The organism is Enterobacter ludwigii (assembly GCA_023023105.1).
Classification (GTDB): Bacteria; Pseudomonadota; Gammaproteobacteria; order Enterobacterales; family Enterobacteriaceae; genus Enterobacter; species Enterobacter adelaidei.
Genome location: CP083824.1, coordinates 1,931,136 through 1,948,740, shown reverse-complemented (window position 1 = coordinate 1,948,740; position 17,605 = coordinate 1,931,136). Strand labels below are relative to the sequence as shown.

Here is a 17,605-nt window from a genome sequence, read left to right as displayed (position 1 = left end):
CCTGCTACTGGTAGGTTATATTAAGCGTGGCCGAGGCGTTGGCCGTTCCCGACTGAACGGTCCCCTGCGTTTGATAATAACGGGCCGTTAACGGGAGCGTTTCGACTCCACCCGTCGACTGTTTTAATAACAGGCGGCTATTCATGGCCAGTGGAGTACCGTTATAGATGAGTTGAACGCCCACTCCTTTTGCCGTTCCGGTATTACCTTGACCCGTTAAGGCCATTACGCTGGTATTGCTGATATCCGGATTTTGAATACCGCTTAAAGTGACGTTAATATTGGTTCCGGTGCTGCAGTTTAATCCGAGATTCTGCGTATTTTGCGCCCCTGCCGGCGACGTTCCCACGCCTGCGTTAAAAGATGAGGTGGGTATATTTCCAATGGCGAAGGTTAGTTGTGGCGTATTAATTGTGCATGCCAGGGCATTGATCGTTCCGCTGCTTAACTGCGTTGTCAGACCATCGCGATAAATAGCGTCGCTGCCCTGAAGGGTTACCACACCGATTACGCCTGGCGTGAGTGCCCCAGATGAAACCAGCCCGGTCACCACCAGTTCAATTTTTCCGCCATACCAGTCGACGTATGAGGTTTGTGCGTTATATGAGAAGGTATTGCTCGGGTTTTCGAAATAATTGTTCGATGAAAATCGAATCCCAATCCCGCTGACGTTGGTATTGTAAACATGATTCCCATAGGTACTGAGCGTGGCGCCGTTATAACGCATGCTAAAACCCAGCATTAATGGATTGGTGCAACCGGTCAGATACGATCCGGTGCCCGACGCAGCACCGGAGAATATCACCGTTCCAACAGGCGCATCGCGCTGCACGGTGAGGGTGCCCACCGACAGCGTAGACGTCTGCGGAACGATCGTCATGCACGTCCCGGCGTGGGCATAATTCCAGCCCACAAAAAAACACAGCAACAGCAAAAATTTCATCGTTTTCATCTTAATGTCCCTGACGGCAAAGAGCGTTAACGAGGGTGACGCCACCGTAGGTGGCCTGTTTCGGCAGGGTGAAATCCGCACGACACTGCTGGGCGGATTGATTTCCCCACGCGACGACCAGCGTCCCCTGCTCGCTCATGCCGGTTAAATAGACCTGTCCTCGATCGCCGACGATAAAGCTACCGTGACCGTCTCCAGCGAGCGTCACTACCGCCCCAAAAGGAACGAAGCGGCCGTTGTCCATCAAGGTCATCAACACCTTGCGCCCCACTTTGGAAAGGTAATCAGCCCTGACTACCGCGCCTCGCGTCGGCGTGACCGTACGCGTACTGATCTCCAGCTCAACGTCATCAGGCATATTTTCCGGATCGAGCGTGAGGTCGTTTTTGCGGTACACGGAGAGGTTGCTAACCACCGTATAGCCTCTGTAGTCCGTTCGCATGCCGGACTGGTTTCGAATATCCACCCCATGGGCGCCGGGTGCCTTAATCAGGGCATTGGTTTCCCCCAGCGGCTGGGAAAAGGTGATGCCGTCCGCGTGGGCCAGAATCCCCCCCTGCAGGCCGTAGTTCAGACGCTCGCTGCTCCTGTCGTAGCCATAGCCCGCCGTCACTTCGCCGTAGGTCCCTTTGTAGTCACCGTTAATGTTGCCGGTATATCCGACGCCGTCCGTGCCGAAGCCCTGCTGCACGTTCCAGTTCAGGGCATTGTTTTCCAGGGCCACGCCGTTCATACCCAGGTTGTGCGTGGTGCCGTTATTCTTGCTGGCGTTCATGCCATAGTTCGTCCACGTCTGCGGGAGGAATTTCTCCAGCGGCACGCTGACGTTAAATGCCAGAAGCTGATCGTGGTCGTACGTTTTGCTGCTCCCGGTGCCATAAGAGGCTGCACTGGCGTTTTTGCTGTATGTCCAGGTCACGCCATAGCTGATGTTATGCCAGTAGTTGTTATACCCGACGCTCCAGGATGCCATCGATTTGCCCGAATTCCAGTAGTCTTCCCGCGCGGCGCTGAGGGTCAGGGAACCCATATCCCCGCCCAGCGTCTGGCTCATGGTCAATTCGGCGCGGTTACGCCGCCTGTCCTGCAGCGAGGTACTGTCCCCCCAGGAATCCAGCACTTCCTGCATCCCGTAGTAGCCGCTGGTCGAATAGCGATACCCCGCAATAGAGAAGTTCGTTCCGGTATCGATAAAGTTCTTGCTGTACCGCGCGCGCCAGGACTGCCCGTTGGTTTTTGCCGTTTTATCCGGTGTAGACCAGGCCTGGGTAACGTCGGTAGAGAGCGCACCAAAATCCCCCATGTTTTTACCCACCCCAACGGCGAGCGACCGGTACTTGCCTGACCCCTGAACGCCACCGTATAGCGTCAGGCCATACGGGAGACCATAAATACCGGTCAGTTGCCCGAAAGGCGTCTTTTCCACCCTGCTGTTATAGGCACGATAATGGCCGCCCGTGATGGCATACTTCAGACGCCCTTCGCGCTGCAGCACCGGCAGTGAGGCGTAAGGCAGGGTGAAATGTTGTTCACTTCCATCAGCCTCTTTGATCGTCACGTCAAGGTCCCCGGCACCGCCCGTCGGGTACATGTCGGTTATCTCAAACGCCCCCGGGGCGACATAACTCTGGTAGATCTGATAGCCATTCTGGCGCACCACCACCTGCGCATTCGTGCGCGCAATACCGCGAACCACGGGCGCGTAACCCTTCAGGGAATCCGGCAGCATGTCATCGTCGGATGCCAGTTGGCCGCCGCGAAAAGGCATACTGTCAAACACGTCAGCCGGAGAAGAGCTGTCGCCTAGCGTCAGCTGCGCTTTCAGGGGAATAACGGCCCGCTGCGCATAGGTATAAACGGTGTCCCATTTATCCTGACCCGACGCATCCCGGGACCAGGTGGTGTAGTTGCGCAGACGCCACGGCCCAATGTTGATCCCCGGACGCAGGTTGGCATACAGGCTGTCGGTTCTGGCAGCCTCATCGGTTTTCGCCCAGGTGTTGGCCCCGCTCAGGCTGTAATTGAGCATGGCGGCATTGATACCTTCGTCCCACATCTCCGGCGGCACATAGCCACGCGCCGGTATATCGATAGCAGCCTGCGGAATACTGATAACCAGACGCTGCGCGTTGAACTGGAAATCCGTCGAGGACAGCGGAATGGCTTTAAGATCGGCACAGGCGCTTTTCGCTGAGCCCAACAGAGGAAAAAGCGCAGTCTTAACCCCCCACTGTTTTAATTGTTCAATGCTCAGGCATGGCTGTAATACGTCATTTCCATCGGGCGATTTCGCTGCGGCAAAGGTAATATCCCGGGTCTCAATGAGCTGATCGTCAAGAATAATATCAACATGGTACGTCCCCGGTGCCTGAGAGCCTGTTTCAAACGCGGATAAATCTGCTTTCCCTATTCCCGGGTTATCCAGCTCAACCAGTTCGGTATTAAACGTTTCGCTGGCATAAAGCGTGGGTGAAGAACCCGTCATCACCAGGGCGATGAGTGTCGCCAGACGTCGAGGTCGTACTTTATAATGCTGTATTTTCATTGCTGATGACCTGAGTAATGCAGGTATTACCGTTTTTCAAAATCACAAACTGGCTTGATGTAAAGCGCCGGGACTTCCATAATCGTTGATAACTTTAAACGTCAGCGTATTTCCGTTGGTTCCATGAGATAACGGGAACCGGGCCGACGCGCCGGGTAATACATACGAAACATCATCCAGTTTTTTTCCGCCTACGGATATTTCATTAAAATTGATTACATAGGGAGTCGGATTCGTTACCTGAATTTCATTCCCGTTGCGTTGCCATGCTAATTTTTCAACCTGTTCTTCAGGCGTTGACGCGTGAAGATTTGCCGGGCGATAAATCAACTTGATACGCGTTTTCACCGCAATTTGCAGTGAGTTAGCCTGTTTCGTTGCAGAAGGAATAGCTTTTATATTGAGCCAGAATAAACTTTCTTGTTCCTGAGGGAGTGAACCCGCCATGACAATGCGTTCGATATTTTTCTGGCCGCCATCAAGTCGATAAAGCGGAGGCGTAATGATAAAAGGCGCTTTATCTGCTTTTCCCTCCGGTGTATCAATCCACGACTGAATTAAAAAGGAAGCGCTATCGGCATTATCTACGCTAATTGATGCTTCTTTTTTTGCACCGTCGAAAATAACGCGCGTGCCGCCAATAATGACGCCGGCATTGGCCATTGAAAATGTCAGCGGTAACGCTGTCGCGGCCAGGCCGATTGTTTTGATAAAACGCATTGAATACCTCATAAAACAAAGGGGCCGGGTGGCCCCATACTGATTACTGCAAAAGACTTAGTTATAAACCACAGAGAAGTTAGCAACCGAATTAGCCGGGCCCGCGGTCACTGATTCCGCAGTCGAAATATACTGAGCATAGAAATTGAGCGTATTATCAGTTGTGCTGCTCAGAGCATAGGAATAGCTGTTGCTACCATGCAGCGGTAAATCGGCCTTATCAGCCGTCATCAGGTTGATGGCCACGCCCGTTGCTGCACCCACAACGGAGGAATCAATCGCCAGCAGGCTTGCGTTGGTTAAATCTGGCGTTCCGTCAAAACGCACCTTCGCGGAGGTAACGGTCACCGGGCAGTTTTTCAGTACGATATCGAACTGCGTCGCCGCGGTTCTGGAACCCGTTGTCGGGAATTCCGTTTTGTAGTAATCACCGAGGACCACAACCTGATTCTGGGATGCCACATCTACATCGCAGGCATTATCCAAAATATTACCGTTAAAATTAACCGTACCTGCCGCAGCGAAAGCCTGAGTCATTGTCAATGCAGAGCCTGCCGCAAACATGGCAGCAATAATTTTCTTTTTCATAAAGCCATTTCCTGTATTACTTTATTTATTACTGATATTCAGGCAAAACAGACAATCCTCATTCTGCCATTATTTTTAGGTGCCATCAGAAACAAAATAAAACTCTCATCATGGCGAGCGTTTCAGATTGGCATTTCTGTCGGCGAGTCAAAACTTATACAACTCTTTTCCGCGAAACAATCTATTTTCAGGTCTAGCTGTAGACTGGGGCTTAACAAAAAATAAACATTTAAACTGTGCGCTTTATCGTCAGTCTATTTTTAGACCTTCACCTTATAACGATAAAATTCATAGCGTTAAGATGCCTACTCCTCCTGGTCTATTATTAGACTTTTGACTGTTATTCCCTGCTTCGCTGATTTTTAAGATAATTCTCCACGCTGATTGAAAAACGATCACACCTGTTGAAGTGAGGTATATTATGAACACGCGAATTGCAACCGAATTAGACAATGAGAAATCATCGGTGCTGGGATTAAAACCCTTAAAGCACATAGAGCGCTTAATTGATAATGTCCTTCCTGTCGCAGAGAAAATCATTCTTTCGAAAAGTGAAGTCGTACAATATTACCGAAATGACGAACGCCACTGTTTTATGCTATTACACGGCAGCGTGGCGCTGCACCGCCGCGGCGACGGCATTGTGTTAAATTCGGAATCAGCCCCCTTTATACTGGGTGTTAGCAGTCAGTTTTCATCGGAACATCTTTACGTCAGGGCACTGGAGACATCCGAATTAGCGTGCATGTCGCTGGATGCGTTTAACAACGTGGTTGCACAGCACGATCTCTGGGAACATTTTTCTAAATTGCTGATCTATACAGCATCACGGGTGTATGAGCACTGTGCACAAATTTCACAGATGTCCGCATACGATATCATCCGCTTTCAGCTGGTTGAATTAATGCAGGAGCCTGAGGCAATTAGACAAAACATCACCGCAGCGGCCTACATTAAGAGCCGTACCTACCTTTCCCGCAGCGGTATAATGCGGATTCTGGCAGAACTGCGTACGGGGAAATACATCACCATGGAACGTGGCGTGCTGATAGAGGTTAACCATTTACCCCGGAAGTACTGAAAGCACAATAATATCTGGAGATAGCGCGAGAGAAGAGCGAAACTATAAGCATAAGGTCATCTTCCAGGTTTACGGCTATGTCCTCTACAGATAAATCGTCTCGCGGCTCCCCTTACGCCCAGGAACTGATCGCGCATCTGGAGCCCTATTGCACCGTGCGTCGAACGGGCCGCGGCGAACGACTTAACCTTGAGGTTAACGGTCAGGGGATCTGTTATTTAATCCTGGAGGGGACGATTGCACTCTACCGCAGCAGCGATAACATGATGCTTTCCACCGCTCGCAGCCCTGCCCTGTTTGGTCTTGCTAACCTGACAGACATCTATTTCAATGATTACCTCATCACGGTGAGCCCTTGCCTGATTGGTAGTATCCCTACTGAACAGGTGGCTGATATTATTAAAGAAAAAGGGCTATGGGGTCTGCTCTCCAGACAGCTGATGTTTGTCTATAGCCGACTTTATAACAACGTGATGCCCCAGGGTGCCCCCACTGCGTATGAGATGATTCGCCAGCAGCTCGTTAAGCTAATGGAGGAAGACGAAGGCTATCGACGCAGCGTGACGGCGGAGCGATACATTCGGGAGAAAACCCAGCTCTCCCGCAGCGGCGTGATGCGTATTCTGGCGGATTTAAAAACCGGTGGATTTATCGAGATGGAAGAAGGCAGGCTCATTAGAATCAATAAACTCCCCGCCAGATACTAAATTCCGGGTACAAAAAAGGCCGCAAGCGCGGCCCTTTCATTACATACACTCAATGGACGTGAACGCCCAACCGCCAGGCAAAGTAAATCTCTTCTTTCAGCTCATTCGAAGAGAGCGCCAGCAAATCTGCAAATTCCAGCTCAAGCTGTTTCAGCTTTTTCAGGTACTGCGCCGGAGACAGGTTGCTCTTATCGCGACGTAAATATTCAATTGCCAGCTGTGTTGGGGTTATTTCAGTATCCATGATGTCCTCACTTATGTACAAAACATGACCACTATATCACAACACAGTGGCTAACTTTTGACCAAAGGCAAAACATCTGAAAACTTTACACAACTGCCGTCGTCAGCCGCGACGAGCAGCACAAACGATCCTGCTCATCGAGAATGTCAATTTGCCACACCTGATGGCGACTTCCGGCGTGCAGCGCGCGGCAAACACCGCGCACACGACCGCTACGCACCGAGCGAATATGGTTAGCATTCACCTCCAGCCCGACGACCTTCTGCTCCCCTTCGGTACAGAGATACCCTGCCACAGAGCCCAGCGTTTCAGCCAGCACGACGGACGCGCCGCCGTGCAATAAACCAAACGGCTGATGAGTACGGTGATCGACAGGCATGGTCGCCTCAATCTCATCGTCACCGATGCGGGTGAACTGGATATCCAGCAGTCCCACCATATTGCCCTCGCCCATGGCGTTCAGCGCCTGCAGCGTCACTGCACGTTTCCAGATCATCCAATTATCTCCAGTAAAGCCTGCAATGGGTGACGAACACCGTTACCTTCTACCCGTTTAACCTGGCTTCGGCAGGAGTAGCCCGTCGCCAGACAGCGGTTTCGCGGCAAACGCTGCATCGCCTGATGCCAGGACAACTCGTAGATGCCGAGCGAGTTCGCGTGATTCTTCACTTCATGTCCGTAGGTTCCGGCCATGCCGCAGCAGCCCACATTCACACTCTCCAGCTTTGCGCCAAACCGGGCAAAGATAGAGGCCCACTGTGCAGGCGCGCCCGGCAGTGCAGTCACTTCCGTACAGTGACCGAACAGATACCACGGTTCCCCGCTGATATCCTGAATCGCTTTTTGATCCAGTGCGAGCGGCAACCACTCGTGCACCAGCATGACGTGGAAATCCCCCCGTTTATCCCCAAGCGTCTGCTTGTATTCATCGCGATAGCAAAGCACCAGCGCCGGATCGACACCAACCATCGGGATCCCCAGCGTGGCAACACGGTTGAGGAAGTCCGACGTTTTCTGTGCCGTTTTCGCAAAGCGGTTCAGGAAGCCTTTAATGTGCTGCGCCTTGCCGTTCGGTGAGAACGGCAGAACCACCGGTTGATAACCCAGTTTTTCTGACAGGCGGATAAAATCCGCCACCACCTGTGCATCGTAGTAGCTGGTGAACGGATCCTGCACCACCAGCACCACATTCGCTTTTTGCTCAGGGGCTAACGCCTCAAGCTGTTCAAGGGTCATGTTCGCTGAGCGGTGTCCGACGAGCTGTCGTTGCAGCGACGGTACCGACAGCAGCGGCAGATCGACCATTCCGATATGTTTTTCGGAGAGCTTGCGCACCAGCGGTTGATTAATAAAGAAGTTAAAGGTCTTTGGCGCACGCGCCATCAGCGGCGCATAACTTTCAACTGTCGCCACCAGATGGTCACGTACCGGACGCAGGTATCGGGTGTGATAAAGCTGCAGAAAACGCGAACGGAACTCCGGCACATCTATCTTAACCGGGCATTGGGTTGAGCAGGCTTTGCAGGCCAGACAGCCAGACATCGCCTCTTTCACCTCATGGGAGAAATCATACTCGCCTTTATTTGCATGCCAGCTATTCCGTGTGCGCTCAATCAGCGAACGCAGGCTGGCGCGTTTTTCCGGTAGCTCCTGCTCAAGCTTGAGCGGATCCACTCCTCGGTCGGCCAGCAGACGCAGCCATTCGCGCACCAGCGTTGCACGCCCTTTCGGAGAATGGATACGGTTACTGGTGATTTTCATCGACGGACACATCGGGCTTTTCACATCAAAGTTAAAGCACAGGCCGTTGCCGTTGCACTCCATCGCGCCGCGCCATGAGGAGCGTACCGCGATAGGGATCTGTCGGTCATAGGTGCCGCGTTTAACGGCATCCACCCGCAGCATCGGCGCATCCATACCTTCAGGCGGACAGATTTTCCCCGGATTGAGGCGGTTATCCGGGTCAAAAGCCGCTTTAACTTTGCGCAACTCCGCGTAGAGCTGCTCGCCGAAAAATGCCGGACTGTATTCAGCGCGGAAGCCTTTACCGTGCTCGCCCCACAGCAGGCCGCCATATTTCGCGGTTAACGCAACGACGTCATCGGAGATCTGTTTCATCAGGATCTCCTGCTGCGGGTCGCACATATCCAGCGCCGGACGCACGTGCAGCACCCCGGCGTCGACGTGACCAAACATGCCATAGCTCAGGCCGTGGCTGTCCAGCAGGGCGCGAAACTCGACGATATAATCCGCCAGATGCTCAGGCGGAACGCAGGTATCTTCGGCAAACGGAATGGGCTTGGCCGCCCCTTTCGCGTTGCCAAGTAGCCCTACGGCTTTTTTCCGCATCGCGTAGATACGTTCAATGCCGGCCAGATCGTTACAGAGCTGCCAGCCAATCACCCCGCCTTCACCTTGCGCGATAAGTTCATCCAGCCGCTGACAGAGCGTCATCACCTGGTTTTCAATCAGCGCCGCGTCATCGCCGGCAAATTCAACGATATTAAGGCCAAGCATTACTTTATCTGGCACATCGGTAATCAGCTCACTGACGGAGTGCCAGACGATGTCTTCCCGGGCCAGATTTAATACTTTGGAGTCGACGGTTTCAACAGACAGCGCTTGTGCTTCAACCATAAAAGGTGCATTACGCAGCGCAGAGTCGAAAGAGTCATATTTGACGTTCACCAGGCGACGTACCTTCGGCAACCGGGTGATATCCAGCCGCGCCTCGGTAATAAACGCCAGCGTTCCCTCGGAGCCCGTCAGTATGCGGGTTAAATCAAATTGCGTCAGATCATCGTTAAACACATGACGCAGATCGTATCCGGTCAGAAAACGGTTCAGTTTGGGGAATTTGTCAAGGATCAGCTGACGGTTGTCGCGGCAGCGCTCCAGCACGGTACGATAGATGCGTCCTCTGGCGGTGTTATCTTTACCCAGGGTTTCCGCCAGTTTGACCGGCATCGGCTGCGTATCAAGAATATCACCGCCCAGCAGAACGGCACGCACGCCCAGCACGTGATCGGAGGTTTTACCGTAGACCAGCGAGCCCTGACCGGAGGCATCCGTGTTGATCATCCCGCCGAGGGTCGCGCGGTTACTGGTGGAAAGCTCCGGGGCAAAAAAGTAGCCGTAAGGCTTGAGATACTGATTTAGCTGATCTTTGATAACGCCCGCTTCGACCCGCACCCACCCCTCTTCAGGGTTGATTTCAATAATGCGGTTCATATAGCGAGACATATCAACAATGATGCCCTGGTTCAGCGCCTGGCCATTGGTTCCGGTGCCACCGCCACGTGGGGTAAAGACCAGAGAAGCAAACCGCTCCTGCGTTGCCAGCCGGGCGATAAGCGCGACATCGGCCGTTGAACGAGGGAAAACAACGGCATCGGGAAGAAGCTGGTAGATACTGTTATCAGTCGCCATCGTCAGCCTGTCGGCATAATTCGTGGCGGTATCACCTGTAAAACCCTGTTGCTCCAGTGCCTGCAAAAAATTAAGCACCAGCTGAACGACGCCAGGTGCCTGAGAAATCTGTGGGATCATGACTGTCGACCCTAATTAGAGTAATTTGAAATCGTTTGCGTTGTGTCTGGAAAGTTTTATCACATTTTTTTCTTATGTGCTTCGTAGAATTACGGGCAAAATCCGCCTGTCAAAAATCGCCGAGATCACTAATGATTAGAGAGACGCGGTTTTCCGTTCCCGCCAGCCACGCTGGTGTTCATTAAAGGAAGTTTCAAATATGGTCAATCTTCGCCAGCCCAGGGATGTTGCGCAAATCTTGTTGTCGGTGCTGTTCCTGGCTCTCATGATTATTGCGTGTCTGTGGATTGTTCAACCCTTTATTCTCGGCTTCGCCTGGGCTGCGACCGTTGTCGTTGCCACGTGGCCTTTACTGTTGCGTTTGCAGAAGCTGCTGTTTGGCCGCCGCGGGTTAGCGGTGCTGGTTATGACACTCTTGTTGTTCCTGCTGTTTATTATTCCCATTGCTTTACTGGTGAATAGCCTGGTGGATTCCAGTGGTCCGATAATTCGAGCCATTACCAGTGGTGAGCTGACGCTACCGGATCTCGCCTGGCTAAACAGTATTCCAGTGGTGGGTGCCAAACTCTATAGCGGCTGGCATAGCCTGCTGGAGATGGGCGGCAGCGCGTTGATGGCGAAAGTGCGTCCTTATATTGGTACCACCACCACCTGGTTTGTGGGACAGGCGGCGCATATTGGTCGCTTTATGATGCACTGTACCCTGATGCTGGTCTTCAGTGCCCTGCTCTACTGGCGTGGTGAGCAAGTTGCTTTGGGTGTTCGTCATTTTGCTACCCGTCTGGCGGGCAAACGGGGTGACGCAGCGGTACTGCTGGCTGCACAGGCTGTGCGCGCGGTTGCGCTTGGCGTTGTGGTAACGGCGCTGGTGCAGGCGATACTGGGCGGTATCGGTCTGGCAATTTCCGGTGTGCCGTACGCCACCGTCTTTACCGTTGTGATGTTGATGACCTGTCTTGCGCAACTGGGACCGTTGCTGGTGCTGATACCCAGCATCATCTGGCTTTACTGGACAGGTGATACCACGTGGGGAACGGTTCTGCTGGTGTGGAGCTGCGTGGTTGGTACGATGGACAACGTCATTCGTCCAATACTCATCCGCATGGGTGCTGACCTGCCGCTGATCCTGATCCTCTCAGGCGTTATTGGTGGATTGATTGCCTTTGGCATGATTGGCCTGTTTATTGGCCCGGTGCTTCTCGCCGTGACATGGCGTCTGTTCTCCGCCTGGGTGCATGAAGTGCCGCCACCGGGTACTGACCCGGACCTCATCCTGAATGAGCTGGAAGAGCTGGAAGATAAGAACAGTCAGTAACCGCAGTGCCGGGTAAGATATGCTTACCCGGCCCCTTAATACTTAAGTAATACTTAAGTATTTATTCATTGAGCACTGGTCAGACCCACCTTCCCTGCACTAAATCTGCTGCTAACCTCAAGAAATCTTTACGTCTCTTTAACTATTGAGACGAATCTGATCGACGCTAAATAACACAATGCCTAGTATTAGCACACGGTTATAAATCAACACCTTGGTTTATAAGCATGGAAATCCCCTGAGTGAAACAACGAATTGCTGTGTGTAGTCTTTGCCCATCTCCCACGATGGGCTTTTTTTTCGCTTAAAAACAGTGAGTTACAAAGTACGGTGAAATTTAAGTGTACTACTGGTGTGCTAAACGTGTAATTAGCAGTAAATGCTACCCCCTGTACGCCTCTTAAAATTCCCCTAAAAATCAGAAGGTTGTTTTTGTGTATTACCCTTTTAAAAATTGTTCCATCCCGTGTAATCCGCTACACTATCGCCCCCGTTTTACTTCCCGTTTAGCGGGGCTATTTGCCGCAATTCCGGTAAAGCCTTTGCCGCTCATTGGTAGGGGCTTTTCTTTCCTCTCAGTGATATTTCTCCTTTATTCATTCATTATCTAAATAATTGATCCTGCTAATCATGGTGCTAACATAACCCTTTTCAATGGAGGGTTAAAAATGGCTATACCTGTTTATTTATGGCTGATTGATGATGCAGGAAATCAAGTAAAAGGGTCTGTAGATGTTCACGGTAGGGAAGGTTCTATAGAGATTGTAGAGTTAATGCATAACGTAGAACTACCTACTGATAACTTAACAGGGAAAATCACTTCTAAGAGACTGCACGGAGACTATTTTTTAATTAAAGAAGTAGACAGTTCATCTCCTTACATCTATCAAGGTGTTTCATCTGGTAAGCGGTTTAAGCAAGCTATATTAAAATTCTATCGCATTAATCATAACGGACAAGAGGAAGAGTATTTTAGGGTGACGTTAGATAATGTCAGAATCAATGAAGTAGAGCCTTTCATGTTTGATATTAAAAATCCTACATATGAAAAGCATAACCATCTTGAAGCATTCTATTTAGCTTATGAAAAAATCACATGGCACTATTTAGATGGTAATATTATTCATTCTGACTCTTGGAATGGTAACAAGGAGGTAGCGTAATGACTTGGGTATATAAAGTAAGTGCTCATAGTTTTTATCTTAACGGTACATACCAGTTTGATGCAATGTATGCAGGTAAACCGGGTTTTAAGAATGATTCAGCTAATGAGTGTGTAAAGGATAAAGGCCCACTTCCTAGAGGCACTTATACTATTGGACCGGCCTTCTATCACAAGAGGACAAAAGCCTACACTATGAGGCTGACACCTTATCCAGAAAATCAAATGTGCGGGCGTGATGGTTTTCTGATTCACGGCAACAGTGGAGCACATCCTTCAAGTGCCTCAAATGGTTGCATTATATTAGGTTTAAAGGGGCGTATCACGATCAATAAAAGCACAGATAAGATACTGGTAGTTGAGGATTAATATGAAGAGATTATTATTTCTACTATTTAATATTCCTGTTATATCTTATGCACAATCGGGGTGTGAATTACCTAATGCAGCGATGGAATCATCCTTATTTGATGCACTTTCTAAAGATTTAAAAATTGACACTTCAACTGTAGACGAGATGAAAGCAAAAGTAAAAATCCTCGATGTTACACCTATATCTAGATTCTATGCAGAGGAGTTAGCAAAGATAGATTATGAAGAGGATAAGGCCAGAAATAACAATAAACCGCTATTAGATGAAAAGTCATATTTTGACAGCTTCTATGATAACGATGTTAAATCTATAACTGCAAAATATACATATACAAACAAAGCAGGGAAGAAGTCTGTTTTCATTGCCACAAGCCTTATGAATAAAGATGAATGCTCTATAAGGTTCAACGGGTACATTACTCTTTCAAGAGAGTTTTAAACATAAAAGCCCCATCAGGGGCTTGTTCTAACATTCTTTCCTTCAGGAACAAAGGTAACCGATCTGATCCCGATTGATTAACACACCGCAATGCCTTCATTTGCGCGCTTAACCTGACAGCTACTGAGCATCCGCCACTCCGCAGACAGCACCCGCGTTTCACCTGTCACATTAACCGTCACCACCTCGCGGATATCCGTCGACGATGCGCCAATCTGCAACTCAAACTCACGCGGCTCAACAATGCGTTTTCCGTCCCGACGGGTGAAGTTGAACATCTCAACTGGCAGCATAAAGGTGAGCGTGGCGGTTTCGCCCGGCGAGAGCGTGACGCGCTGGAATGCCTTTAGCTCCTGAAGTGGCCGTACCTGCGTGGCAACCTTATCCCTGACGTAAACCTGCACCACCTCGCTGCCACTGCGTTCTCCGGTATTGGTAATATCCACACTCAGCGTCACCTCACCGTCAACCGGCACGCTGGATGCCACCACTTTCGCCGTTCCCCAGTTAAACTGCGTCCAGCCAAGGCCGAAACCAAACGGATAACGAGATCCGAAATGGAACGCAAACGGCGTACCGCCACTTTTGAGCTTGTGATTGTAGTAATACGGCATTGCCCCGGCACTTTTCGGCACGCTCACTACCAGACGCCCTTGCGGTTCCGCACGCCCTGTCAGTACGTCCGCAATCGCCCAGCCCCCTTCCTGCCCTGGAGCCCAGGCCATAATGAGTGCCGCTACTTTGTCTTCCAGTCCCTGCAGGTTGTATGGCCGCCCTCCGGTCATCACGACAATCACCGGTTTGCCGTTGGCTACCAGCGCCTCCAGAAGTTGCTGCTGCACACCCGGCAGATTCAGAGAATCGGTATCAGACCCTTCCCCTACCGTGCCGCTCTGGAACAATCCGGCGAGGTCGCCAACGCAAGCCACTACAACATCACTCTCTTGCGCAGCGTTAACAGCCTCGGGGATCAAATCAGTACATTGAGAAACCGGCGACTGCTGCATCGGTTTGCCGCCGCTGTCGCCCGGGAAGACCGGCGCGCCCGCCATCCGTTTTTCGATAATGTGACACCCTTTGGCGTAGCGGACCTGCGAGGCACCAAGATAATGCTCCAGCGCCGCACGCGGGGTCGTGACCTGCGAGGTCTCTTCTACCATATCGCTGATGATCAAATGCACCGGGAAACTGTAGCCGCTGAGCAGCGCGAGCGGGTCGTCCGCCGTCGGCCCCACCACCGCCACGCGGGGTTTACCCCCGAGCGGTAAAATGCCGTTGTTTTCCAGCAGCGTGAGCGATTTCGTCGCCACTTCCCGAGCGGCCTGGCGGGCCATATCGTTTTGCAGATCGATACCATTTTCATCCGCGTACGGGTTTTCAAACAGGCCAAGGCGGAATTTTTCCGTCAGCGTACGCGCCACAATCTCATCGACCTTCGCCATAGAGATCAGCCCGCGCTCTACCGCTTCCGCCAGATGCCGCGCGCAGTCATCTTTCGGCAGTTCGACATCCAGCCCGGCGTTGAACGCCAGCGCAGCGGATTCGGCCGCGTCGTGGGAAATCCCGTGGTGCTGGTGCAGCAGGCTGACGCCGCCGTAGTCCGCGACAATAATCCCGTCGAACCCCCACTGCTCGCGCAGGACGGTGGTCAGCAGGAAGCTGTCGCTGTGCCCCGGCTGGTTATCAATATCGTGGTACGCGGGCATAACCGAACCGGCGTTTGCCAGCTTGACCGCCATTTCAAACGGCAGCAGGAAGGTGTCGTTCAGCTCGCTGAATCCGAGGTGGACCGGCGCATGGTTGCGTGCGCCTTCGCTGAACGAGTGACCCACGTAATGTTTCAGGGTCGCCAGCAGATCGCGTTTATCGCCCTGTAAGCCCTTCACGTAGGCGGTGGTCATCACCCCCACCAGCCACGGATCTTCACCAAAGGTCTCTTCGGTACGCCCCCAGCGGACATCGCGAGAGACATCCAGCACCGGCGCCAGCCCCTGCTGACAGCCAACGGACCGCGCCTCTTTACCGATCTGCTCTGCCGCGCGCTGTACCAGTTCAGGATCCCAGGTAGAGCCGTAGTTCAGCGACGACGGGAACAGCGTAGCGTCTTTGCACAGCAGCCCCACCAGGCACTCTTCATGGAACAGCGCCGGTATGCCGAGACGCGTCTCCTCCATCATCATGCGCTGCAGGCGGTTAGCGGCACGCACCCCAGTTTTCGCGTCGACGATATGGGTACCCAGCGGACGGGTGATCTGCCCGACGCCCAGCTTTAGCCGTTCGCTCAGCGCAGCCTGCTCGCTCACGCCGGAGAATTCGTCACTCAGATCGCTGCGCTCACGATGGTTACCGTTTTCATCGAGGATCAGCCAGTACGCATGCATCTGGGCAAACTTCTCTTCCGGGGTCATACGTGCCAGTAAGTCGGCGACGCGCTCGTGCACGGGACGTCCCGCGTCCTTATAGATAGCTGTCATGTTTTACTCCTGTAGTGCGGAAGGGGTTGCCGGGCTGAGTTGCCCCAGGTCAGGTCTCACCTCACGTTTGCTGGCCAGCTCCCGGGCAATGGAATCCACCAGCCGGCTGTTAAGTTTGTAGATAGCAAGCAGCGCGACCATGCAGAGGAACAACGCGCAAGGGATAAGGGTGAACAGTGCATTAATGGTAGAGAGAACATGCGGTGCCTGAGTTGCCTGTCCCGGGGCGTAATCCACCATACCAAGGACCCAGCCGACGACCGCCCCACCCAGCGCCAGGCCAAATTTGATGGCAAACAGCGCGGTGGAAAAAACCAGCCCGTCCAGGCGACGACCGCTGCGGTGCTCTTCGTAGTCGACCACATCGGAGAACATGGTCCACTGGAGCGGTGTGGTGAGGTTTTGCACAAAGCTAAAGACAATATTGAGGCCAAAGATCAGCCAGACCTGCGAAGGGGGAAGGAAGAAAATCAGCGCGCCGAAGATGACGAAGGAAATAATGGTCCACTGGTAGGCCCGGACGCGGTCAAATTTGCCCAGCAACCGTTCGGATAATAATGCGCCGCTTAAGGAGGCCACCATTCCGGAAACAATAAAGGCAAAAACCAGCTCCGGACGCAACAGCACATAGTTGACGTAATACATGGTGGCGGAACCGCGCGTCACCACCGCCGTTAACAGCAAAATATTAAACACGAACACAATACGCCACTGGCTGTTTCCGGCCAGCAGTTTTAAATCGGTGAGCATGGAGCCGGAGGTATCATTGCGCGGAGAATAACGCTCGCGAGTCATCAGGAAGCAGCAGAAGAACAGTACAATCCCGAGTAGTCCCATCAGGCTCATGGCATAGAAATAGCCTTTCTGCACGTTGCCCTGTCCAAACAATGAGACCAGCGGCAGGGCAATAACCGTAACAATCAACCCACCGATAAACGACAGGCCAAAGCGCCATGACTGCAGAGAGTGACGCTCGCGCGGATCCAGCGTCAGCGCGCCGGGCATGGCGCAGTAAGGTACGTTAATCGCGGAATAAATCAGGCTTAAGATCGCGTAGGTCACGCAGGCATACGCAATTTTCGCCGTAGGTCCCACGTCCGGAACATAGAAGGTGATGAGGCAGCTCACGCCAAACGGAATGGCGAACCACAGCAACCATGGACGGAAACGGCCATGACGCGTTTGCGTACGGTCGACCAGTGCACCAATGCACGGGTCGACAAACGCATCGACCACGCGTACCACTAAAAACATGGTGCCCATAATCGCGGCGGGCAACCCAAAAACGTCCGTATAGAAATAAGCAAGAAATAACGTAGCCGTTTGCCAGACCAGCGCGCTGGCCATATCACCTAAGCCGTAACCTATTTTATCTTTGGTACGCAATACAGAGGAAAGTGTCATTGTTATTTGCCTTTTTATCAGGTTAAAACGTATTTCAACCAGTTGCGCATCAT

Annotated in this window: 15 protein-coding genes and 1 other RNA gene; 7 read left to right on the top strand and 9 right to left on the bottom strand. The window is 52.1% G+C overall.

Features of this window, described 5'->3' with window-relative positions; all coding sequences use genetic code 11:
* Window positions 1-4 precede the first annotated feature (4 nt).
* Genes LCD46_09380 through LCD46_09365 form a run of 4 tightly spaced genes read right to left on the bottom strand, consistent with a single transcriptional unit; the run spans window position 5 to window position 4,805 of the window.
* Entirely contained in the window at window positions 5-952 is a 948-nt protein-coding gene (locus tag LCD46_09380) for a fimbrial protein (GenBank protein ID UOY72496.1), read from the bottom strand.
* A 1-nt stretch (window position 953) separates the two neighbouring features.
* Window positions 954-3,497: a fimbrial biogenesis outer membrane usher protein gene (locus LCD46_09375; protein UOY72495.1), complete on the bottom strand. Its 2,544-nt coding sequence runs from the start codon at window positions 3,495-3,497 to the stop codon at window positions 954-956.
* A gap of 42 nt (window positions 3,498-3,539) precedes the next feature.
* Window positions 3,540-4,217 (bottom strand): fimbria/pilus periplasmic chaperone, encoded by a 678-nt coding sequence (locus tag LCD46_09370; protein ID UOY72494.1) that lies wholly within the window; start codon window positions 4,215-4,217, stop codon window positions 3,540-3,542.
* Between the two features lie 57 nt (window positions 4,218-4,274).
* Window positions 4,275-4,805: a fimbrial protein gene (locus LCD46_09365; GenBank protein ID UOY72493.1), complete on the bottom strand. Its 531-nt coding sequence runs from the start codon at window positions 4,803-4,805 to the stop codon at window positions 4,275-4,277.
* A gap of 421 nt (window positions 4,806-5,226) precedes the next feature.
* Here LCD46_09365 and LCD46_09360 point away from each other — a divergent pair, with 421 nt between their 5' ends.
* Both LCD46_09360 and LCD46_09355 read left to right on the top strand, forming a co-directional pair.
* Complete coding sequence (locus LCD46_09360) at window positions 5,227-5,886, top strand: helix-turn-helix domain-containing protein (GenBank protein UOY72492.1); 660 nt, start codon at window positions 5,227-5,229, stop codon at window positions 5,884-5,886.
* Between the two features lie 77 nt (window positions 5,887-5,963).
* Window positions 5,964-6,593, top strand: coding sequence for a helix-turn-helix domain-containing protein (locus tag LCD46_09355; GenBank protein UOY72491.1), 630 nt, complete (start codon window positions 5,964-5,966; stop codon window positions 6,591-6,593).
* 49 nt (window positions 6,594-6,642) lie between these two features.
* On the opposite strand, the gene LCD46_09350 is transcribed toward LCD46_09355, so the two are convergent.
* The 3 genes from LCD46_09350 to LCD46_09340 all read right to left on the bottom strand — a co-directional run bounded on the left by LCD46_09350 (window position 6,643) and on the right by LCD46_09340 (window position 10,386).
* The gene (locus LCD46_09350; protein ID UOY72490.1) at window positions 6,643-6,837 is read right to left on the bottom strand and encodes a YdiH family protein; all 195 of its coding nucleotides are present in this window, start codon (window positions 6,835-6,837) and stop codon (window positions 6,643-6,645) included.
* An 85-nt stretch (window positions 6,838-6,922) separates the two neighbouring features.
* Window positions 6,923-7,333 carry a 1,4-dihydroxy-2-naphthoyl-CoA hydrolase gene (gene menI / locus LCD46_09345; protein ID UOY72489.1) on the bottom strand — a complete coding sequence of 137 codons (411 nt, stop codon included), beginning with the start codon at window positions 7,331-7,333 and terminating at the stop codon, window positions 6,923-6,925.
* Window positions 7,330-10,386, bottom strand: coding sequence for an FAD-binding oxidoreductase (locus tag LCD46_09340; GenBank protein UOY72488.1), 3,057 nt, complete (start codon window positions 10,384-10,386; stop codon window positions 7,330-7,332). Before LCD46_09340 ends, menI begins: the two co-directional genes overlap by 4 nt.
* Window positions 10,387-10,585: 199 nt before the next feature.
* Between LCD46_09340 and ydiK the strand changes: the two genes are divergently transcribed.
* From ydiK to LCD46_09315, 5 genes are all read left to right on the top strand, one after another.
* Window positions 10,586-11,701 (top strand): AI-2E family transporter YdiK, encoded by a 1,116-nt coding sequence (gene ydiK, locus LCD46_09335; GenBank protein ID UOY72487.1) that lies wholly within the window; start codon window positions 10,586-10,588, stop codon window positions 11,699-11,701.
* Between the two features lie 195 nt (window positions 11,702-11,896).
* Window positions 11,897-12,004, top strand: an RNA gene (gene rprA, locus LCD46_09330) — antisense sRNA RprA.
* Window positions 12,005-12,369: 365 nt separating this feature from the next.
* The gene (hcp, locus tag LCD46_09325) at window positions 12,370-12,864 is read left to right on the top strand and encodes a type VI secretion system tube protein Hcp (GenBank protein ID UOY72486.1); all 495 of its coding nucleotides are present in this window, start codon (window positions 12,370-12,372) and stop codon (window positions 12,862-12,864) included.
* Window positions 12,864-13,232: a DUF2778 domain-containing protein gene (locus LCD46_09320; protein ID UOY72485.1), complete on the top strand. Its 369-nt coding sequence runs from the start codon at window positions 12,864-12,866 to the stop codon at window positions 13,230-13,232. Before hcp ends, LCD46_09320 begins: the two co-directional genes overlap by 1 nt.
* Window position 13,233: 1 nt before the next feature.
* A complete protein-coding gene (locus tag LCD46_09315; protein UOY72484.1) occupies window positions 13,234-13,674 on the top strand; it encodes a Shiga toxin A subunit in 441 nt (146 codons plus the stop codon).
* Window positions 13,675-13,751: 77 nt separating this feature from the next.
* On the opposite strand, the gene LCD46_09310 is transcribed toward LCD46_09315, so the two are convergent.
* Entirely contained in the window at window positions 13,752-16,148 is a 2,397-nt protein-coding gene (locus LCD46_09310; protein UOY72483.1) for a glycoside hydrolase family 3 C-terminal domain-containing protein, read from the bottom strand.
* A gap of 3 nt (window positions 16,149-16,151) precedes the next feature.
* Window positions 16,152-17,552, bottom strand: coding sequence for an MFS transporter (locus LCD46_09305; GenBank protein ID UOY72482.1), 1,401 nt, complete (start codon window positions 17,550-17,552; stop codon window positions 16,152-16,154).
* Window positions 17,553-17,605 lie beyond the last annotated feature (53 nt).